The 20171-nt window shown below is 54.3% G+C and carries 17 protein-coding genes; 11 read left to right on the forward strand and 6 right to left on the reverse strand.

The features are described from left to right. The first annotated feature begins 4 nt into the window (after window positions 1-4). The 11 genes from PORAS_RS00220 to uvrB all read left to right on the forward strand — a co-directional run bounded on the left by PORAS_RS00220 (window position 5) and on the right by uvrB (window position 14745). On the forward strand, window positions 5-2842 hold the full coding sequence (locus tag PORAS_RS00220) for a M16 family metallopeptidase (protein WP_013759727.1): 2838 nt from the start codon (window positions 5-7) through the stop codon (window positions 2840-2842). 646 nt (window positions 2843-3488) lie between these two features. Next, window positions 3489-3947: a radical SAM-associated putative lipoprotein gene (locus PORAS_RS00225; RefSeq protein WP_004331796.1), complete on the forward strand. Its 459-nt coding sequence runs from the start codon at window positions 3489-3491 to the stop codon at window positions 3945-3947. A 37-nt stretch (window positions 3948-3984) separates the two neighbouring features. Beyond that, window positions 3985-4242, forward strand: a complete 258-nt coding sequence (locus tag PORAS_RS00230) for a hypothetical protein (protein WP_013759728.1) — start codon at window positions 3985-3987, stop codon at window positions 4240-4242. Between the two features lie 22 nt (window positions 4243-4264). Further along, the gene (locus PORAS_RS00235) at window positions 4265-5404 is read left to right on the forward strand and encodes a TIGR04133 family radical SAM/SPASM protein (protein ID WP_013759729.1); all 1140 of its coding nucleotides are present in this window, start codon (window positions 4265-4267) and stop codon (window positions 5402-5404) included. Beyond that, window positions 5401-6357 carry a tRNA epoxyqueuosine(34) reductase QueG gene (gene queG / locus PORAS_RS00240; protein ID WP_013759730.1) on the forward strand — a complete coding sequence of 319 codons (957 nt, stop codon included), beginning with the start codon at window positions 5401-5403 and terminating at the stop codon, window positions 6355-6357. Before PORAS_RS00235 ends, queG begins: the two co-directional genes overlap by 4 nt. Next, window positions 6354-7337, forward strand: a complete 984-nt coding sequence (locus PORAS_RS00245) for a bile acid:sodium symporter family protein (RefSeq protein WP_013759731.1) — start codon at window positions 6354-6356, stop codon at window positions 7335-7337. Before queG ends, PORAS_RS00245 begins: the two co-directional genes overlap by 4 nt. A gap of 12 nt (window positions 7338-7349) precedes the next feature. Then, complete coding sequence (locus PORAS_RS00250) at window positions 7350-8132, forward strand: DUF4846 domain-containing protein (RefSeq protein WP_013759732.1); 783 nt, start codon at window positions 7350-7352, stop codon at window positions 8130-8132. A 12-nt stretch (window positions 8133-8144) separates the two neighbouring features. Next, complete coding sequence (locus PORAS_RS00255) at window positions 8145-8642, forward strand: hypothetical protein (RefSeq protein ID WP_004331792.1); 498 nt, start codon at window positions 8145-8147, stop codon at window positions 8640-8642. 51 nt (window positions 8643-8693) lie between these two features. Further along, the gene (locus PORAS_RS00260; protein WP_155811450.1) at window positions 8694-10397 is read left to right on the forward strand and encodes a tetratricopeptide repeat protein; all 1704 of its coding nucleotides are present in this window, start codon (window positions 8694-8696) and stop codon (window positions 10395-10397) included. Window positions 10398-11946: 1549 nt separating this feature from the next. Next, window positions 11947-12696, forward strand: a complete 750-nt coding sequence (locus PORAS_RS00265; protein ID WP_013759734.1) for a hypothetical protein — start codon at window positions 11947-11949, stop codon at window positions 12694-12696. A 15-nt stretch (window positions 12697-12711) separates the two neighbouring features. Beyond that, on the forward strand, window positions 12712-14745 hold the full coding sequence (uvrB, locus tag PORAS_RS00270) for an excinuclease ABC subunit UvrB (protein WP_013759735.1): 2034 nt from the start codon (window positions 12712-12714) through the stop codon (window positions 14743-14745). Window positions 14746-14755: 10 nt separating this feature from the next. On the opposite strand, the gene folB is transcribed toward uvrB, so the two are convergent. The 6 genes from folB to PORAS_RS00300 all read right to left on the reverse strand — a co-directional run bounded on the left by folB (window position 14756) and on the right by PORAS_RS00300 (window position 20124). Continuing rightward, window positions 14756-15124 carry a dihydroneopterin aldolase gene (folB, locus tag PORAS_RS00275; RefSeq protein ID WP_013759736.1) on the reverse strand — a complete coding sequence of 123 codons (369 nt, stop codon included), beginning with the start codon at window positions 15122-15124 and terminating at the stop codon, window positions 14756-14758. Between the two features lie 37 nt (window positions 15125-15161). Further along, complete coding sequence (locus PORAS_RS00280) at window positions 15162-16091, reverse strand: cation diffusion facilitator family transporter (RefSeq protein ID WP_013759737.1); 930 nt, start codon at window positions 16089-16091, stop codon at window positions 15162-15164. Window positions 16092-16112: 21 nt separating this feature from the next. Then, window positions 16113-17348 carry an L-serine ammonia-lyase gene (locus PORAS_RS00285; protein ID WP_004331805.1) on the reverse strand — a complete coding sequence of 412 codons (1236 nt, stop codon included), beginning with the start codon at window positions 17346-17348 and terminating at the stop codon, window positions 16113-16115. Between the two features lie 121 nt (window positions 17349-17469). After that, window positions 17470-18342, reverse strand: coding sequence for a glucose-1-phosphate thymidylyltransferase RfbA (gene rfbA, locus PORAS_RS00290; RefSeq protein WP_013759739.1), 873 nt, complete (start codon window positions 18340-18342; stop codon window positions 17470-17472). A gap of 11 nt (window positions 18343-18353) precedes the next feature. After that, a complete protein-coding gene (locus PORAS_RS00295) occupies window positions 18354-19355 on the reverse strand; it encodes a DUF5106 domain-containing protein (RefSeq protein ID WP_013759740.1) in 1002 nt (333 codons plus the stop codon). Between the two features lie 91 nt (window positions 19356-19446). Continuing rightward, window positions 19447-20124 (reverse strand): YiaD family glycine zipper/OmpA-like lipoprotein, encoded by a 678-nt coding sequence (locus tag PORAS_RS00300; protein WP_004331812.1) that lies wholly within the window; start codon window positions 20122-20124, stop codon window positions 19447-19449. Window positions 20125-20171 lie beyond the last annotated feature (47 nt).

Consider the following 20171-nt stretch of genomic DNA (forward strand, 5'->3'; position numbering starts at 1 on the left):
AGATATGAATCTAAAGCGAATGCTGTCTATGACTGTGGTTCTCCTGACCCTGATGCTACCTCGTGTAGCCTTTGCTCAGGATATGAGTCAACCACTACCCATAGACCCACAAGTCCGTACGGGCAAGCTCGAAAATGGGCTGACCTACTTCATCCGTCACAATGAGCAGCCGAAGGATCGTGCTGAGTTTTACATCGCACAGCGCGTCGGTTCTATCCTCGAGGAGGAGAATCAGCGTGGTCTGGCTCACTTCCTAGAGCACATGTGCTTCAACGGAACGAAGAACTTCCCCGACAAGACGCTTATCAGCTACCTCGAGTCAAACGGTATGCGCTTCGGCTACAACCTCAACGCCTACACGGGTATCGATGAGACGGTCTACACCCTTATGGAGGCTCCTACAGAGCGCAAGGGCTTCATCGATAGCTGCCTACTTATCCTACACGACTGGAGTGGCTTCGTCACACTAGCTGATGAGGAGATAGACAAGGAGCGTGGCGTCATCACTGAGGAGTGGCGCTCTCGTGACAATGCACAGATGCGTATGCTCAATACGGCGCTCCCCAAGATCTACCCCAACAACCGCTACGGGCACCGCTTGCCTATCGGTCTGATGAGCGTGGTCAACGGCTTTAAGTACAACGAGCTACGTGACTACTACCACAAGTGGTACCGCCCCGACCTACAGGCTATCATCGTGGTCGGTGATGTCGATGTAGACTATGTGGAGAAGAAGATCAAAGAGATGTTTGCCGACATACCCGCACCAGTCAATGCTGCGGAGCGTGTCTACTTCCCCGTAGAGGACAATGATGAGCCTCTCGTAGCTATCGAAAAGGACAAGGAGGCTACCAGCACTGAGTTTATGGTTATGTTCAAGACAGACGCTATGCCTGTCGAGATGACCCGCACGATCGCTGGTGTCATGAAGAACTACCTATACGCTATCACAAACCGCATCCTCGATGAGCGCTTTACAGACATCATGCACAAGCCTAACCCCGCTTTCATCAGCGCAAACGGCTATCTGAGCAACTACTTCCTCGCTCAGTCTAAGGACGCTCTCACCTTTAGTGCTACGGCACGTGAGGGCGAGCTAGACATTGCGATCAAGGCTCTGATGGCTGAGGTTGAGCGCGTACGTCAGTACGGCTTTACACAGGGCGAGTATGAGCGTGCACGCACAGGCCTCCTCAAGGCTTTTGAAAACAGCTATAACGAGCGTGAGACACGCAAGAACAGCGCCTACGCTAACGAGTACAAGGACTACTTCACCACGGGTGGATACATCCCAGGCATCGAGATGGAGAAGGCCATGATGGAGCAGGTTGCTGCAAACATACCTCTAGATGTAGTCAACCAGATGGTACAGTCTCTCATCGGGGACAAGAACATGGTACTTATGCTCACGGCTCCCGACAAGAAGGGACTCGTACTACCCACCGAGGCTGAGCTAGTGGCTAAGGTCAACGAGTACCGCAAGCTCCCCGTAGAGCCTATCAAGGACGCGGTCTCTGATATGAAGCTGATGGAGAAGGCTCCCAAGGCTGGCAAGGTCACCAAGCGTGAGGACAACCTACAGTTTGGTACGACTCGCCTCACCCTGAGCAACGGTATGGTTGTCTACCTCAAGACGACTGACTACAAGAAGAATCAAATCTCACTCACAGCTGTCGCTCCTGGTGGTACAAACGCTTATCTCAAGAACGCTAAGGATCTACCTAACCTCAAGAACCTCAGCAGCGTCGTCGCACTAGGTGGTGTAGGCAAGTTTGACAATCCTACCCTCACCAAGGCACTCACTGGTCGTAGCGTCTCTGCTTCTGGCTCTATGGGTGGCACGAGGACTTACTTCAGTGGTATCTCTACGCTTGAGGATATGGAGACCTTCTTCCAGCTCCTCTACCTCCGCATGACACAGCCTAGACAGGATGCTGATGCCTTTGCCAACTGGCGCACCAATACGATCGAGCAGATCAAGAATATGGAGTCCAATCCTATGGTTTCATTCCAGGACTCTCTTATCTATGCGCTATACGATAACAACCCTCAGATGCGACGCGCTACTGTTGCTGACATAGAGGCAGTCAACTACGACCGTGTGATGCAGATCTGGAAGGAGCGCATCGCTGACCTCGGTGACCTACAGCTATACTTCATCGGTAATGTAACTCCTGAGCAGCTGATTCCTTACCTTGAGAAGTATGTAGCCTCTGTACCCACCAAGGGCGGTAAGCACGACATGTGCAAGGAGCTCGTACCTGCAGTACGTCAGGCATCTATACGCATTGACTTCAAGAAGGAGCTTGCTACTCCTATGGCTATGGTCTTAGCAAGTTATACTGGCAAGCTACCCTACACGCTCCACAACGAGCTAGCTATGGAGGTACTCGGAGCTGTCATGGACCAGGTCTACACGGCTACCGTTCGTGAGGATGAGGGTGGTACATACGGTGTTAGCTCTGATGGATCTATCAGCGACACTCCTGAGGGTGAGACAACCTTCCAGATCTTCTACCAGACAGATCCTGAGAAGGTAGACAAGCTCAACAAGATCATCTACGCAGAGCTCGACAAGGTGGCTAAGAATGGTCCCGACAAGGAGATGTTTGACAAAACTATCCTCAACATGAAGAAGGACTATGCTGAGAATCTCAAGCAAAACGGCTACTGGCTCAGCCACATGATCGACTTCTTCTTCGATGGTCGTGACTTCCAGACTGACTACGAGAAGACGCTCAACGCTATCACGCCTGCAGACGTCCAGAAGATCGCTCAGGATCTCCTCAAGCAAGACCATCACATCGAGGTGATCATACGTCACGCTGAGGGTGCTAAGTAAATAGCCCGAGCAGCTCTACAGAGATCTGTCTTACCTAGTGACACAACTCTGTAAGTAGCCAGCATACGAACCGCGAGAGCGAGTAACTCTAGAGGGGCTAACTCTCGGAGTTACTCGCTCTCACTTTGCTACTGGACAAGTTCTACACAGACCGATATGACAAAATTGAGACTGTTGCAAAGTCAACAGTCTCACAATCTTGCGAGCAAGATTGTCTAGACTTTGCAGAAAGGATGAAGCGCAAGGCGCTGAGGGTGAGGTCTGAAGGGAGCATACCTCCGTATGTGACCGAAGCCGAATCCCGAAAGCAACACAGCGATTCGCCTTTATGCAACAGTCTCAAATTGTTTCATCTCGATTACGATAGAGTGTTGCGTATGTGAAGAATAAGTCTTACCTTTGCACTGTGTTTTTCATGGTGTTAGATTTTAAGGTTAATGAGAAGGGGCTGTCGTACTGACAGCCCCTTTTTTATGGTCGCTAATGCCATTGCCTCCAGCCCTCCTCGTGAAGGGGACTGCTTACTGTGCGAGTGAAGTCGTGACAGCCCCAGACTCCGCAAATCGCACGAGTGACAATTTGCAAAATTGGGGGCAGTCTCATCTTTTTGTATTACATTTGCTGTAGTATCAAAGCTATCCACAATATGAAAAGAGTTTATCTATCCGTACGCTCGCTCCTCTCGGCAGGAGCCTCACTCCTACTGGGCTGGCTGGGATTCGCTAGTTGCACAGAGTCCCTAGGAGGCGGAATGGCTGAGTACGGCACGCCCACAGTTGATTATGAGTTCAAGGTACGCGTCACGGACCAGGACGCTAAGCCTGTCGAGGGTCTTCAGGTAGACCTACCCAATGGCCGTGGAGACAAGAAGGAGCTCACCGATGCTCAGGGCAATGCTGAGCTAAAGGGTAGCTACACGGGCTTCCGCGGGGAGCATGGGGTAGTCCTAGAGGTCAAGGACATCGATGGTGAGAAGAATGGCGTCGTCACAGACAAGCAGGTTACCGTAGAGGTCAAGGAGAGCGACTTCGTCAGCAAAGGCTCTGGACACTGGAACAACGGTAAGGTAAAGAAGAACATAGAGATCCAAGTGAAGCGTAAGTAGTCGGGACAAATCACTGACCCGTCACTCTTATTATATTATGAAGCGAACACTCTCAAACGTCTTCTCCAACCTCATCGTTGGCACGCTACTTACACTGATTGGCTGCTTAGGCTTCTCCAGCTGTAAGACGCGCACTACGCAGAGGACGAGCGAAGGCGACAAGACAGAGCAGCCCGATACGACTACGCTCGTCAAGCCTAGACCTAGACCAGACGGCATGGGCATGGTGATGTATGGCACGCCAACCACTATGTTTGAGCCTAAGCAGATCGTAGAGCCCAAGGAGCAGGAGTAAGTCAGAGACTGTGATCTCATCAATGAAACTAAGCAAGCATAAAGCCATCGGGCAGACGCTCCTACGTCCTGCCTTCAAGCAACGCATCGCACTCGATCTGCATCGTATCTTGCAGGCGGAGAATGTGCGTCGACACCCGATGACGACACTCTTCTGGGAGTGTACGCTACGCTGCAATCTGCACTGCGGGCACTGCGGTAGCGACTGTCGCGTGGAGAGTGGTGTCGACGAACTGTCGGTCGCTGACTTCATACAGATCATTGACGGGCTGACACCTCACGTCGATCCCAACAAGCTACTGGTCATCTTCACGGGTGGCGAGGCGCTCGTGCGGAAGGACATCGAGGAGGCGGGGCTTGCCCTCTACCGTCGTGGCTACCCGTGGGGCATCGTGACCAATGGGATGCTACTCGATGCGCAGCGCTTGGATAGCTTGCGCCGTGCCGGACTACACACAGCAACGGTGAGCCTAGATGGCTTTGCCGAGGCGCACAACGCTCTGCGAGGACATCCGCTCAGCTACGAACGAGCTTGGCGGGCGATACAGCTACTCACGCAGGCCGAAGACTTGGTCTGGGACGTGGTGACCTGTGTCAATCCGATGAACTTTGACACGCTCCCCGCCTTTCGTCAGCAACTGATCGATGCAGGCGTGAAGCGGTGGCGACTCTTCTCGATCTTCCCTGTGGGGCGTGCGGCGGAGAATAAGCAGCTCCAGCTCTCCGACAGTCAGTACTACCAGATGATTCAGTTTATCATCGAGACGAACGAAGCGGGAGAGATCGAGGCGCAGTATGGCTGTGAAGGCTATCTAGGAGCCTTCGAGGGGCGTGCGCGTCAGCAGTTTTACCAATGTCGTGCCGGCGTAAACATAGCCTCTATCCTATGCGACGGCTCTATCAGCGCCTGCCCGAGTATTCGCTTCGACCACAAGCAGGGCAACGTGCATCACGACGACCTGTGGCAGGTGTGGGAGGAGCGCTTCGAGAGTTATCGTGATCGCTCGTGGGCTAAGACTGGTCCCTGTGCCGACTGCAAGAGCTGGAAGTACTGTCTGGGCAATGGTATGCACCTACGAGACGATGAGGGCAAGCTCCTCGTCTGCCACCTCAAACGTCTTGAAGCGGGTGCCGAGGCACTACATGCCTCTGGAGCGAGATGACCCATCAGTCGCTGTCGCCTACGGAGCTGATCGTTCGCTATGCACACGATGAGCTACGCTTGAGTGCCGTAGGCTTAGCCCCAGCCGAGGCGGTTCCACCAGAGGTGTGGCGGGCTTATCAGCAGACCATCACAGGAGATGCTTACGCTGGGCTAGACTACCTACAGCGTTACGATGACGTTCGCGCAGATCCACGCAAGTTACTCCCCGAAGCTAAGTCGATCATCGTCGTGGCGCAGAGCTATTACCCGCCTGTCAAGCAGCCACTAGAAGCACCCCAAGTAGCTTACTACGCTTACGGACGCGACTACCACAAGGTGGTGCGCAAAAAGCTCGAGCGTCTCCTCGCATTCATTCAGTCTGAGGTCGATCAAACAGCCACGGGGCGTGTCTGCTGCGACACGGCTCCGCTACTGGAGCGTTACTGGATCATGCAGAGCGGACTAGCCTATCAGGGACGCTCGAAGATGATGATCATACCTCGTCTAGGCACATTCTTTATCTATGGCTTCCTCGTCGTATCCCTACCGCTAGAGTACGGTGCAGCGATAGATCGTAGCTACTGTGGTCGCTGTCGGAGATGTATCGACAGTTGTCCCGGAGGAGCTTTGCAGGCAGACGGCACTTTTCTAGCTGATCGCTGTCTAAGCTACCTAACGATCGAACATCGGGGCGCGTGGCCCGAGGGTGTCGCTGAGCGTCTAGGCAATAGACTCTTCGGCTGTGACGTCTGCCAAGCTGTTTGTCCGCACAATGCTCACTGCGCACCGCACGACGAGCAAGACTTTATGATCCGCCCCGCCATTGCCCAGCTAACTTATGAACAGCTGGCCAGCTTTACCCCACAGCTCTACGAAACCTTAACGATAGGCTCCTCGATGCGACGATGCGCCTACGAAGACCTCCTACGCAATGCCGAGGCGGTCTTAGCCAATCATACCACTTCCCTATGACAAGACACTACAACATAGCAGACCTACGAGGGCGCTTCATGCGCCGACTAAAAGACTATGGTCTCCCCCTCTCCATACTCATCGGCATCGTGGGCTATCGCCCGCTCTCCACGCTGAGTCCCGCCATCCCCTATATGCTGATGCTGATGCTCTTCTTTAGCTTTCTCAAGCTCACCCCTAGAGACCTGCGCATACGCCCCGTCCACTTCCTCCTACAGCTCATACAGATCGTGCTAGCTGTGGGCGGCTACCTACTGGTGCGCTACTCAGGCATCTCCGAGAGTACGCTTCTCGCTGAGGGACTGATGATCTGCTTCTTCTGCCCCGCAGCCTCCGCATCGCCCGTAGTCATCGGCTTCCTCGGAGGCAATGTCGCCCTAGGCACCACCTACGTCCTGCTCACCAGCGTGGGCGTCATCGCCTTAGCACCACTCCTGCTAGGCTTCTTCGGCAGTGGAGCAATGGACTACGGAGCCACCTTTGTACAGATCTTCTACCGCGTGCTACCCGTCATCACGCTGCCCCTACTCGTCGCTTGGGCCGTCCGCTACGGCGTCAAGCCCGTCTATCGGGTACTCACTAAGATCCCCTCAGCCAGCTTCTGGGTCTGGCTTCTCTGCCTCTCACTCATTATGGCCAATACGGTACACTTCATTGCTGAGGAGCCACGAGAGATGATCCCGACGATGATCCTGTTAGGCGTCATGGGGCTGATCGCCTGCATCGTTCAGTTTGCCCTCGGCAAGTGGCTCAGCAAGCGAGTCCTCGGCGAGAGCATCACCCTCGGACAGAGCTTAGGACAGAAAAACTCAACCATCGCCATCTGGCTAGCGCAGAGCTACCTCAACCCGCTCTCCTCCGTCGCTATGGCCGCCTACTCTATCTGGCAAAACCTCCTCAACGCCTACCAGATACACCGCGCCACGCAACGCTCCGACAAAAAACCCTCCCATAAGCGAAAGTCTAAACAAAACGATTAGAGGCCCCTCCTTATGACGAGACGAAAAAGGATAACGCTATTGGTCATCGGAGCTACAGCTCTGGTGATACTGCTCTGCGGAGTATGGCTATGGCGCTCTATGCGCACGAGCAATCCGTGGGGCGCTAAGACTATTGGCGACATAGCCACACCCGCAGGCTACAGCCGTGTGGAGGCTCCCGCAGGGAGCTACACGGCTTATTTACGCGCCCTACCATTGAAGCCACGCGGTGCTAGGGTGCAGCTATACACGGGGAGCGATGCGCGCTTGCAGTTTCTCTCCACAGCGGTGATCGACCAGGATATCCTCAGCAACGATGAGCAGTGTGCCGATGTGACTATGCGTCTGCGGGCTGAGTACCTTTGGCAGAAGGGACGCTACCAGGAGATCAGCTTTCGCAATGTCCATGGCAAGACGATGCGCTACTCTGGCGGAGCGTCTCGTAGTGCCTTCGAGCGTTATATGCGAGGCGTCTATGGTGCTTGCAGTACCTTCTCGCTCTATCAGGAGACCAAGCCCCGTGCTATACAAGATGTGATGCCAGGCGATGTGCTCGTCTATCCGGCACGTCCAGGGCGCAAGTACGGTCATGCCGTTATGGTAGTCGATGTAGCGCGGAGCAGATCTGGCAAAGTGGCGATCATGTGCCTCGAGGGCAATACCCCCGCTCGTGAGAAGCACCTTGTGCGCAATCCCAACCCACTGCATAACCCGTGGTTTATACTCAGCGAGGGAGACGAGGCAATACAGATCTCAGTCTTTCGCTTTAACAAAGACGAACTCAGACATTACTAACTTCATAATAATATGAAACGAACCCTCTTACTCCTCACCCTACTCCTCAGCAGCCTCCTCACCCTCTCAGCTCAGACCTATATCTATAGCGGAGATAAGCGCTACGACTACGACTCACAGGTCATCGCCACGTGGGACGGCACCCGCCTCTACAGCGGGGACAAGCGATACGACTACAATTCACGAGTCATCGCCACGTGGGACGGCACCCGCCTCTACAGCGGGGACAAGCGGTACGACTACGACTCACAGGTCATCGCCACCTGGGACGGCACTCGCCTCTACAGCGGGGACAAGCGATACGACTACAATTCACGAGTCATCGCCACGTGGGATGGCACCCGCGTCTACAGTGGCGACAAGCGATACGACTACGACTCACGAGTCATAGCCACCTGGGATGGTCCTCGCATCTACAGCGGCGACAAGCGGTACGACTATGACTCCCGTGTCCGCTACACCATCGAGGGACACCTCCCCGTTGCCGTTGCCATCTACCTCATCTTGTGATCCTTTTGGAGAGAGCAACAGGATCATCTTTCGAAAGAAACAGCTACATTTGTGACAACAAATAACAACATACTCAATACGATGAAGCGAATCATGGCTCTACTGCTAAGCCTCGTCTGCTTAGCCACTACGCTGTCCGCTCAGGTACAGGACACGACAGACCTCTCTACGCAAGATATGCCCACCTTGGAGCGAACCTTTGACACATTCTCACCCGACCTCCAGGATGCCCTAGAGACTATCATGCCTAGCCCTGAAAATCAGACAGCATTCCTTGAGAACGTCCAGAAGGCACTCCAGAGCGAGCCAAACAATGGTGTCGCTTGGGCTTACGTCGCCACCATCTACCGTATGCAGAGCAAGCCCGAGCAAGCGCTAGAGGCGGCCACCAAGGCAATCACCCTCCTACGGGCGAAGCCCGCACGTAGAGCTATGGTCTACAGCCTACGCTCAGATATCTATACAGACCTCGAGGACGCTGTCAAGGCGCTTATGGACCTACACTCTGCTATCAAGGATGCTCCCGACACGCCTGCTCTATACTTAAAGCGCGGTGGTCTCTATATGAATATGGAGCAGTACGAACTCGCAGAGGTGGACCTGCGTAAGTTTATTTCGCTAGCTCCTAAAGACGCAACTGGCTATACTGGATTGGCTACGCTTGCGATACTACAAGAGAAGTATGAGGATGCCATACAGAACCTAAATGAAGCTATCAAGCTCGAACCTAACGAAGGCTTTCTCTACTATCTGAGAGCTGGTAGCAACGTCAAGCTAGAGCACTACGATGAGGCGATGGATGACATTATCTATACCATTGCAAATAGCCTCGCAGACCAAGACACCTATTCCCTACTCAATGTCATCGCAGATCAGGCGATGCCTACTCTCGAAGCTAAGCTCAAGGCTGTAGAGTCCGTGAACAAAACGGGAGAGTACCTCTTCCTCATAGGCTTGACTCATCAAAATATCGGAGACAACAAGGGTGCCCTGGAGTACTACCAGAAGGTTACGGAGCGCAGAGAGCTAGACGATGTCGTAGCCAGCTCTATAGCGACTGCCTATCAGGGGATAGGCGACTACAGCTCTGCCCTCAAGTATATCGATGAGGCTATCTCGCTAGACCCTACGGACTACACCTACATTTATACCAAAGCGCAGATGCTCACAGAGGATGACAATCTACGAAGAGCCCTCGCAGAGTCGAATAAGTATCTCTCGCTCGTACCTGATGACCCTGATGGTTACTATCAGCGTGCTCAGATCAAGAGTAAGTCCCAGGACCTCCAGGGCGCCATCGATGACTACTCCAAGGTCATCGAGCTAAGCGACACCTACTTATGGGCTTACATCAAGCGAGCAGACCGCTACACAGCACTGGGACGCAAGGATGCCGCCACGGCCGACTATCGCAAGGTGATCGAGATCCTACAGGAGCAGGATGCGACAGACATGACTATGGCTTATGCTTACCAGTCTCTAGGCGAGCAGGAGCAAGCCCTCGCAACCATCGCTAAGTGTATCGAGGGGGCCCCCGACAATGCCGAGCTCTACTACAGCATCTCAGGGGTCTATGGTCGAATGGGTAAGACGGAGCAAGCACTGGACAACCTACGCATCGCCCTCGAAAAGGGATACAAAGACCTCATCTACATTGAGGACGACACAGACATCGCCGCCCTACGAGACAATCCACAGTACAAAGCCCTCATACAGCAGTACAAGGAGAAGCTAGGCTATAAGAAGCCCCAATAATAAGCACCCCAGACACAATCGCATAGCCACGTGGAGAGTCACGAATCTCCACGTGGCTATTTTTTATTTCCTACGTGGGGGCGAAACATTTCCTCCGAAGTTTCATTTGATTCCTCCGAAGTTTTGTTTCGTCTCCACGTGGAGAATGTTTCTTCCCCACGTGGCGGTTTGGAGATTTCCACGTGGGGATCGGAAACGTGTAGCCCTTTGCTTTCTAAGTTCATATGCAAGTAAAATGCGAAGTTTTTTCTCGTTTCGGAAGTTCGGTCGACTTCTCTTCGGGTGAACCGCTCAGCGGGGTGGGGGCTTCCACCGTAGGTGCGGACCTATGTGTCCGCCCGTCCTCACCTGAGCGTAGTCTATTCTGCGGGCGGACACGCAGGTCCGCCCCTACACGAATCACATCAACACGACAAATCCAGCCATCAAATGCTGTAATACCAGTATTTGTATGGACTCATGGTCGTGCGTCCATTGAGTCAAAGCGAAACGAGTAACGATGAGACGAGTAACCCTTTGTAGGGACGCACGGTCTGTGCGTCCGTTGAGTCAAAGCGAAACGAGTAACGATGAGACGAGTAACCCTTTGTAGGGACGCACGGTCTGTGCGTCCGTTGTCGTTAAAACTACGATGCTGTAACTTTTGATACAACGGACGCTCAGACCGAGCGTCCCTACAGCGGGTTACTCGTCTTGCTTTGTCGACAACGGACGCACTTGACGTATAGCGATGATACGTGTAACCCTTTGTAGGGGCGGACCTATGTGTCCGCCCGTCCTCACCTGAGCGTAGTCTATTCTGCGGGCGGACACGCAGGTCCGCCCCTACACGAATCACATCAACACGACAAATCCAGCCATCAAATACTGTAATACCAGCAGCATAATAGACAGACGCACACAGAAGGACCTCGCAAGAGGTCCGACGAATCATAGCCGTGGGTCGGAGGGGCAAAGCTCCGAACGACCCACGGACGCTAGACTTCACCTGATTTATCGACCCCTTGTGGGTCGGACTAGACGAATCTACAGCTCCAGTCCGACCTCCCGCTAGGGGAGGTCGTCCCCCTTATACGCACCTATGTCCCCCAGTCGTTCGGAGCTTTGCTCCTTCGACTGGGGGCTATGATTCGTCCGACCGCAAGCGGTCGCTTCCTCCGTCACCTGCACTCGTCTTATTGCACAACAACGAGACAAGTAACCCTGTGTATCACAGCGTGACGAGTAACCCTGTGTAGGGACGCTCGGATAGTATCGAGTCGGATGGCGTCCGTCCCCAAACCTGCCGTGACGGATAATAACTTGACGCTGTAACCTTTGCACAACGAGCGCACGGTCGTGCGTCCGTTGTAGTACAGCCGTTACTCGTCTCATCGCCACACGTGAGATTTGCGGGGATTAAAGAGTCTAGTGGGTCGTTGTGGCTTCGCTAGAGTTTTGTATCTTTGGAGATATGAAGGAGATGAGACGGCTCTTCGGGGAGTTCTTTTCTCCAGCTATTCCGCACTGTGGGATAGCTTTCGTTGATAATTAGACAAATAGAGATCGTATGAGACAGAGACAGATATTGGGACTTTTGCTCTTCGTGCTCCTCTTGGGAGTGAGAAGTAGCTGGGCACAGACGGCAGACCAGCAGCAGGTCTACGAGGCGTATGTAAAGCGTGACATCAACAGTTGGAAGCGGGTCGTAGACCGTATGCACGCTGAGCCTAACAAGAGCTATGCACGTATTGCCGAGCTGGTCGAGTATGAGTACGGCTACATCGCTGAGTGCATGCTACGCGACAGAAACAATGAGGCGGAGCAGTACCTCAAGCGTTACAAAGCGCACGTAGACTACCTCCTAGAGTGTGACTACAAGACCGCCGAGATGACCGCCTACCTATCGGCTTACTACACTTACCGCATCGGCATATCATGGCTACGTGCTCCGCTTGTGGGCAATAAGAGCATTAGTCTGATGAATCGCTCGATCAAGATGAACCAGCAAAACGTTATCGGCCTGATCCAGCGAGGCAATGCACAATACTTTGCGCCAGCTTTCTTCAAGGGTGATGCTAAGCGGGGAGCTATCGACTACTTTCTTCGTGCTGAGCGTGCGATGGTTTCGCAGGGCAAGAGCAAGGGATCGTGGCTTTACTTAAGTCTCCTGATCCAAATTGCCGAGTGCTACGTAGGTGTCGGGGAGCAGACGCAGGCTGAGACGTGGTATCGCAAGGCTATCGCACTAGAGCCTAGACTCACCTGGGCACTCGATAGTAAGTACCTAGAGAACAAGCAGAAGCGCGGACAGCATTAGAGTGGAGCAGGTGCCATGTCCTTCCAACTAACCTCAAAGTATAAGCCGACGGGCGACCAGCCGGAGGCTATTGCTCAGCTCTCGCAGGGAGTGCGTGATGGGTTGCCTCATCAGACGCTCCTCGGTGTGACGGGCTCGGGCAAGACCTTTACGATCGCCAATGTGATCCAGCAGGTGGAGCGACCGACATTGGTCATTAGCCACAACAAGACGTTGGCCGCTCAGCTGTACAGCGAGTTCAAGGCGTTCTTCCCCAACAATGCGGTAGAGTACTTCGTCTCCTACTACGACTACTACCAGCCCGAGGCTTATCTGATCAATACGGATACCTATATAGAGAAGGACATGGCGATCAATGCGGAGCTGGACAAGCTGCGACTACGTGCTACCGCCTCGCTCCTCTCGGGTCGTCGCGATGTGATTGTGGTCGCCTCGGTTTCCTGCATCTACGGTATGGCCAATCCGAATGACTTTGAGAATAAGATCATCAAGCTGGAGGTGGGCATGCAGATCGAGCGGGATGCACTGATGCGACGACTGGCGGAGTCTTACTATGTCAATAACAAGGCGGACTTCGTGAGTGGCTCCTTTCGGGTCAAGGGAGATACCATCGACATCTTTCCCGCCATCGAGTCCTTCGAGGGGGTTGCTTACCGCATCGAGCTGTGGGATGACGAGATTGATCGGATCACCATCATCGACCCGGTCTCGGCTGAGAGCCAGGGGACACTGGATAGTCTACGCATCTACCCCGCCAACCTCTTTGTGACAACGGAGGAGCAGACGCAGCGTGCTATCGTGGAGATCAAAAAGGATCTGGCCGACCGCACGGCAGAGCTGGAGCGCGAGGGGCATCTCTTTGAGGCGAAGCGACTCTACGAGCGGGTCTCCTACGATCTGGAGATGATCAAGGCAGTGGGCTACTGCTCGGGCATTGAGAATTACTCGCGCTACTTCGATGGTCGCAAGCCTGGCGAGCGACCCTTCTGCTTGATGGACTACTTCCCCGACGACTACCTCTTAGTCATCGACGAGAGCCACGTATCGATACCGCAGATACGCGCCATGTATGGCGGAGACAAGGCGCGCAAGACCACCTTGGTGGAGTATGGCTTTCGCCTGCCAGCGGCTTTGGACAATAGGCCCCTGGAGTTTGAGGAGTTTGTCAATCTGACCAACCAAGTGATCTACGTCAGCGCCACGCCAGCCGACTACGAGCTCAACATGAGCGAGGGCGTGGTGGTCGAGCAGGTGATACGTCCTACGGGACTACTAGACCCGCCTATCGAGATCCGCCCCACGGAGCATCAGGTGGACGATCTGATGGAGGAGATCGTCATACGCACGGAGCGCAACGAGCGGACGCTCGTCACGACCCTGACGAAGCGCATGGCGGAGGAGCTGAGCGACTACCTCATACGAGCGGGCATCAAGTGCGCCTACATACACAGCGACGTGGACACGCTAGAGCGCATCCAGATTATGGACAGCCTGCGGGAGGGGGCTTACGATGTCTTGGTCGGTGTCAACCTGCTTCGTGAGGGGTTGGACTTTCCTGAGGTGTCGCTCGTAGCAATCCTTGATGCGGACAAGGAGGGCTTCCTGCGCTCGCATCGATCGCTCACCCAGACGGCTGGACGTGCTGCCCGCAACGTGCATGGGCTGGTTATCTTCTATGCAGACAGCATCACCGACAGCATGCAGGCGACCATCGACGAGACCAACCGCCGCCGTGCTAAGCAGATAGCCTACAACGAGGCGCATAACATCACCCCTACGCAGGTGGTGAGCAAGCGAACGAATGCGCTCTCGCAGGAGGGCTACGTAACAACAAAATCCTCGGCACAAGCCGAAGCTTATGTCGAGGAAGAGATAGCTGTCGCCTCACCTGTCGCTGAGTACCTCACTCAGGACAAGCTCCCAGACCTGATCGAGCAGGTACGCAAGCAGATGTATGCTGCTGCCAAGGAGCTCAACTTCGTCGAGGCTGCACGCCTACGCGACGAAATGTACGCACTGCAGAGTCGCCTAGAAGATCAAAAGAAGTAGCCCGCTACGCTTAATCATCACGCCTAGCAGCGAGCGTGACACTGGCGGCATCGATGACACCGGCGATAGGCGGGATCGCCTTTTGGATCGTTATCTCGCAGCTGTCGACCAACTTGTAGTTGTCTAGGATCTCCGTAAGTATCTGCCCAGCGACATACTCCAGGAGGTTGTCCCGTGAGTGACCTATCTTGTCCGCTATCACATCGTAGAGATCAGCGTAGCTCACCGCATCAGCGACATCATCGCTCGCGATCGCCTTGGTCGCATCGTAAGTAGCGGTGAGGTTGACGATGTATCTATTGCCCAGCACTTGCTCCTCAGGGAGAGCTCCTATATAGGAGTAGAAGTGCGCATTAACGATTCGAATGGTTGCTTTCATAAGAAGGGAGGATTGACTTTTAGTTGGAGCCTTTTGGCTATTCGTGATCTGTATTTATCATAGCCATCGGCTCCACATGCACTATTACGTGGGTGCGCTCGCCGTAGTGCTCCTTGAGCTTGTTCTCTATGTGCGTAGCCCGCTCGTGAGCGAGGATAACAGGCGTATCGTCAGGCAGGTAGATGTCCACCTCGATAGCGACGGCAGAGCCTAAGCTACGAGTATTGAGATTGTGCGGATGGTGCCCCGGGTACTCAGCCTCGATGATCTCTAGGATCGTCTGCTGCTCCTCCTCAGAGAGGCTATGCTCGGTGAGCTCACGCCAAGGGGTCGAGATAAGCTGCACACCGGCCCAGACGATAAAAAGGCTGACACCTGCACAGGCTACTTGGTCTAGGATCGCCCACTGATTGCCCAGCAAGGCCGCCCCCAAGACGCCCACGAGGACAGCGATAGAGGAGTAAGCATCCGTACGATGGTGCCACGCATTCGCCAGCACCGTGTTACTATGCACCCGCTCAGCGACTCCCTTGGTGTAGCGAAAGAGCCACTCCTTCGATAGGATAGAGATAAAAGCTATGATCGCCGCCCAGAGCGAAGGCCGCTGCGGGATAACCCCAGAGGCAAAGAAGAGATAGATAGTCTCTCCACTCTTGAGCAACATAGAGATGCCGATGCCCATCAGCACGGTGGCTATGATCAGCGTAGCTATCGACTCATACTTGCCATATCCGTAGCGATACTTGGTATCTCTAGGCTTGCCCGCGATGCCCACAAAGAGCGTCACGATGATGTCGGTACAGAAGTCCGAGAGCGAGTGTACAGCATCAGCAATCAAAGCAGCACTATGCCCCACGAAGCCCACGATGAGCTTGAGGAGTGTGAGCGCTACGTTGATCAAAGCACCCACCAGTGTGACCCGATAGATACTACGGGTACGCAGGTCGGTATGCTTCTCTTTATTCATAAGATCATGGTGTGAACTGTCTTAATCCTCGATGAGGATCTTGCCACCATACTTCTCGTGGAGGATAGCTAGTCCACCCTCAGCCGTCTCTTTGTAGAGGCTCGGCAGATCCTTGCCCGTCTGGTGCATGGCTGCGACCACCTGGTCAAAGCTGACCCGGTGACGACCATCGGTGAAGTTGGCATAAGTATTCGCATCCAGCGCACGACTGGCCGCAAAGGCATTGCGCTCGATACAGGGGATCTGTACCAGTCCGCAGACTGGATCGCAGGTAAGCCCGAGGTGATGCTCCAAGCCCATCTCGGCCGCATACTCGATCTGGTGCAGCGTACCGCCGAAGAGCTGACTAGCAGCCGCAGCAGCCATAGCGCAAGCGACACCTACCTCGCCCTGACAACCCACCTCAGCGCCACTGATAGAGGCGTTCGTACGTACCACATTGGCAAAGAGCCCCGCCGTAGCTAAGGCACGTAGGATACGCTCGTCACGGAAGCTGCGCGTCTCCTGAAGGTAGAGGAGTACCGCTGGCATCACACCACAAGAACCGCAGGTAGGCGCCGTGACGACACGTCCGCCGGCAGCGTTTTGCTCACTGACGGCTAGGGCGTAGGAGTAGACCATACCACGAGTCCGGACGCTATCCTTGTAGCTCAGAGACTTGACCAGCGTGTCGGCCGCTTTGCGGCGCAGGCGCAGACCTCCTGGGAGGACACCCTCAGCAGCCAAGCCTTCATGCACACTCTGCTTCATCACTTCCCAGACCTTGGCGAGGTAGTCCCAGATGTCGGGACCCTCGCAGCGCTCGACGTACTCCCAGTAAGAGAGTCCGCGCTGGTCTAGGTAGTCCATAATGTCGGCCATCGTCGAGAGCTCGTAGACAGGCGTGGTGACCTGCTCATTGAAGGTCTCGTTGGCGAGCGTACCGCCGCCGATGCTGTAGACTTTGAATTCTTTGATCTCCTCTCCCTCCTTATCAAAGGCGGCAAACTTCATCCCATTGGGGTGGAATGTGAGCTCCACACGAGGTTCCCATAGGATGGTCGTTGGGTGGACGGGATTGAGTACCGAGAGTATCGCTTGGTCGGTCATGTGCCCCTTGCCGGTGGCTGCGAGGCTCCCATAGAGAGTCACCTCGATACGATCCACAGGCAGCTCCTTGATCTGCGTTAGAAACATCTCAGAGGCTCGCATAGGAGCTATAGTGTGACTACTGCTCGGTCCGTGACCGATCTTGTAGATTTGCTTGATAGAGTCCATCATAGTTGTTAGGCGTGTAGTCTAATTGACGAGTCAAAGATACGAAAAAAGGGGGCATCAGCCCCCTCACTCGGTTCTCCTCGGCACAAGCAGAGGATTAAGACAAGCTCTTTTGCTATCGCTACGCTTTGATACTGGCGAGGTACTGACCGTAAGTGCTGCCTCGCTGCTGCTCGGCAGCCTCTTGTAGCTGATCCATCGTGATCCATCCCTGACGTAAAGCGATCTCCTCAAGGCAAGCGATCACCATTCCCTGACGCTTCTGGATGACACTGACATAATTGGTCGCCTCCATGAGCGCCTCATGAGTGCCTGTGTCGAGCCATGCGAAGCCACGTCCGAGGGAGATGACGGAGAGCTGTTGCTGCTGTAGGTAGTAATCATTGACCGCTGTGATCTCTAGCTCCCCACGCTCCGAGGGAGTGATGCTTTGCGCCACTTGGACCACATCATTCGGGTAGAAGTAGAGGCCCACGACCGCTAGATTGCTCTTAGGGTGCTTAGGCTTCTCCTCTATATATGTAGGCTTGCCCGCAGCATCTAGGCAAACGACTCCATAGCGTGTCGGGTCGGAGACGGGATAGCCGAAGATAGTGGCGAGGCGATGCTGGGTGACGTTGTCGCGAGCCGCCGCCAGCTGCGTGGCAAAGCTAGAGCCGTGAAAGAGGTTGTCACCGAGTACCATACAAACGTCGTCTGAGCCAATGAACTCCCGTCCGATGATGAAGGCTTGCGCTAGGCCCTCGGGGCGAGGCTGCTCGGCGTAAGTCAGCTCAATGCCGTAAGCGGAGCCATCGCCTAGGAGACGCTCGAAGCTCGGCAGGTCTTGTGGCGTGCTGATGATCATGATCTCGCGAATGCCGGCTAGCATGAGCGTAGAGAGCGGATAGTAGATCATCGGCTTGTCATAGACAGGCAGTAGTTGCTTGCTGACAGACTTGGTCAGGGGGTAGAGTCTGCTGCCAGTGCCACCGGCTAGTATGATACCCTTCATAGAGTAATAGGTTAAAGTGTAGAAACGTAGCGCCTGACCTCAGCGAGTGAGGTATCTCGCTGCAGTACGATCCCGTCGGACGAGATGACGTATATGACTGGCGTGACAGCTAGGTCATAGAGCGACTCCTCGAGGAGACGCAGATCCCCGTTGAAAGCGGGCGTACCAAAGGGTGGTAGATCCGCAAGCCCTTTTTTCCACTCGCTACGCTCATAGACGAGCGAGACGTAGAGGATCTCTGCCTTACCTCCCTCGGTAGCGCGCTGCAAGATCTGATCGTGAGACACTTCTGCCAGCAGATGTGTACAGCGATCACAACCAGGGGTGTAGAAGATGACCACCTTGGGCTTATCACGCAGTGCGTAGAGTGTCGTATCAGCAAAGGTGTACCCCTCTGCTGCTGGCTGTGCTAGGGTTATGGCGAAGTCTGTGGCAGGCTTGCCAACTTGATTTTGCGACACTAATGAAAGCATATCCTTGTAAACCACTTGATCCACATACTCCACCTGCGGGGATGTAGTGGCCCACTGCAAGGCTTGGATATAGTACGTGTGGTTCTTCAGAGGAGAGCCGCTCTCGTAGAGATACTTGGTATAGAGACGTAGAGCCTCGCTCAGCGCTTTGCCGCGCATCACCTTGAGCGGGCGCAGTAGATCCTCCTGCGAGACACTCCCAGCAGGCATACTGCTATAGACAGCAAGATAGTCTACCAGTCCCTGCTCCATAGCAGCTGGATCAACAAGCTGCTCCAAAGTCTCTGCGGGCCAACGATCGAAGAAGTGCTCTAGTACATACTTCGCCCGCTGCAAAGGCTCCTGGATGTTCTCTGGGATCTTTACCATTGGATAGGGTTCTGCTGTTGTACCTTCGCTCAGGTGAGTCGTATCCACGACCCCAAAGGAGGCCTCCACAGACGAGGGTGTCTGCGAGCGCTGCTTACCAGTAGCACTGCATGAAAGAAGAGCCAAGGTAAGCAGGATGGTGGTAGAGATTAGTTGTAGGAAGTGAGACATATAGCTCTTGCGGTGAATGATACTGGGAGGATAAAAAGGAAACGCATCACGCCCTGAGTAGTTCAGTGCGTGATGCGTTTGGGGAGTGAGACTACTTCAGCGTACCAGCCTTAGCCTCTTCGATCATCTTCTGGCTAGGTAGGATGAAGACCTCTACACGACGGTTCTTACGCTTACCCTCAGCCGTTGCGTTCGTATCAACGGGCTCGTGGCTACCACGACCCTCGTACTTCATACGTACGGAAGAGACACCCTGTCCCTCGAGGAAGTCACGGACGCTCTTAGCACGATTCAGTGAGAGTGGATCGTTGATACGATCATTGCCCGAACTATCGGTGTGACCGATGATCTCTAGGACCGTGTCATCGTTCTTGTTTAGGTTATCTGCGAACTTGCGTAGATCGTTGCGAGAAGAAGAGCTCAGCGTGCTCGAGCTGGTGTTGAAGAGTAGACCGCTGTCGAAGACGACCTTGATAGCTTGTCCCTCATTGACTGTCTCGACCTGCGTACCCGCGGGTAGCTGCTGCTCGAGCTCCTTCTTTTGCTTCTCCATACGATGACCGATGAGTGCGCCAGCAGCACCGCCTACGACGGCACCAATAGCTGCGCCAGCACCCGTATTGCCTGCGACCTTACCGATACCAGCGCCAAGGCCAGCGCCTACGGCTGTACCAGCGCCAGCACCAAGTAGTGTCTCGTTTATCGCGCCACAACCCGATAGGGATAGAGCCACGGCCACGATGCCCGCTGTGATAGATAGTCTGTTCATAGTTTCTGTGATATTTGAGTTAGTAAATATGTCGTTATTGTGTATTT

It is taken from the genome of Porphyromonas asaccharolytica DSM 20707, assembly GCF_000212375.1.
In the GTDB taxonomy this organism is placed as follows: Bacteria; Bacteroidota; Bacteroidia; order Bacteroidales; family Porphyromonadaceae; genus Porphyromonas; species Porphyromonas asaccharolytica.

What these genes read in the sequence shown, in the direction of transcription:
- PORAS_RS00265 (WP_013759734.1), top strand. Translation starts at nt 11,947, where the DNA reads ATGAGACAGAGACAGATATTGGGACTTTTGCTCTTCGTGCTCCTCTTG.
- PORAS_RS00225 (WP_004331796.1), top strand. Translation starts at nt 3,489, where the DNA reads ATGAAAAGAGTTTATCTATCCGTACGCTCGCTCCTCTCGGCAGGAGCC.
- uvrB (WP_013759735.1), top strand. Translation starts at nt 12,712, where the DNA reads ATGTCCTTCCAACTAACCTCAAAGTATAAGCCGACGGGCGACCAGCCG.
- PORAS_RS00250 (WP_013759732.1), top strand. Translation starts at nt 7,350, where the DNA reads ATGACGAGACGAAAAAGGATAACGCTATTGGTCATCGGAGCTACAGCT.
- PORAS_RS00300 (WP_004331812.1), bottom strand. Translation starts at nt 20,124, where the DNA reads ATGAACAGACTATCTATCACAGCGGGCATCGTGGCCGTGGCTCTATCC.
- rfbA (WP_013759739.1), bottom strand. Translation starts at nt 18,342, where the DNA reads ATGAAGGGTATCATACTAGCCGGTGGCACTGGCAGCAGACTCTACCCC.
- PORAS_RS00230 (WP_013759728.1), top strand. Translation starts at nt 3,985, where the DNA reads ATGAAGCGAACACTCTCAAACGTCTTCTCCAACCTCATCGTTGGCACG.
- folB (WP_013759736.1), bottom strand. Translation starts at nt 15,124, where the DNA reads ATGAAAGCAACCATTCGAATCGTTAATGCGCACTTCTACTCCTATATA.
- PORAS_RS00245 (WP_013759731.1), top strand. Translation starts at nt 6,354, where the DNA reads ATGACAAGACACTACAACATAGCAGACCTACGAGGGCGCTTCATGCGC.
- PORAS_RS00280 (WP_013759737.1), bottom strand. Translation starts at nt 16,091, where the DNA reads ATGAATAAAGAGAAGCATACCGACCTGCGTACCCGTAGTATCTATCGG.
- PORAS_RS00235 (WP_013759729.1), top strand. Translation starts at nt 4,265, where the DNA reads ATGAAACTAAGCAAGCATAAAGCCATCGGGCAGACGCTCCTACGTCCT.
- PORAS_RS00220 (WP_013759727.1), top strand. Translation starts at nt 5, where the DNA reads ATGAATCTAAAGCGAATGCTGTCTATGACTGTGGTTCTCCTGACCCTG.
- PORAS_RS00255 (WP_004331792.1), top strand. Translation starts at nt 8,145, where the DNA reads ATGAAACGAACCCTCTTACTCCTCACCCTACTCCTCAGCAGCCTCCTC.
- queG (WP_013759730.1), top strand. Translation starts at nt 5,401, where the DNA reads ATGACCCATCAGTCGCTGTCGCCTACGGAGCTGATCGTTCGCTATGCA.
- PORAS_RS00295 (WP_013759740.1), bottom strand. Translation starts at nt 19,355, where the DNA reads ATGTCTCACTTCCTACAACTAATCTCTACCACCATCCTGCTTACCTTG.
- PORAS_RS00285 (WP_004331805.1), bottom strand. Translation starts at nt 17,348, where the DNA reads ATGGACTCTATCAAGCAAATCTACAAGATCGGTCACGGACCGAGCAGT.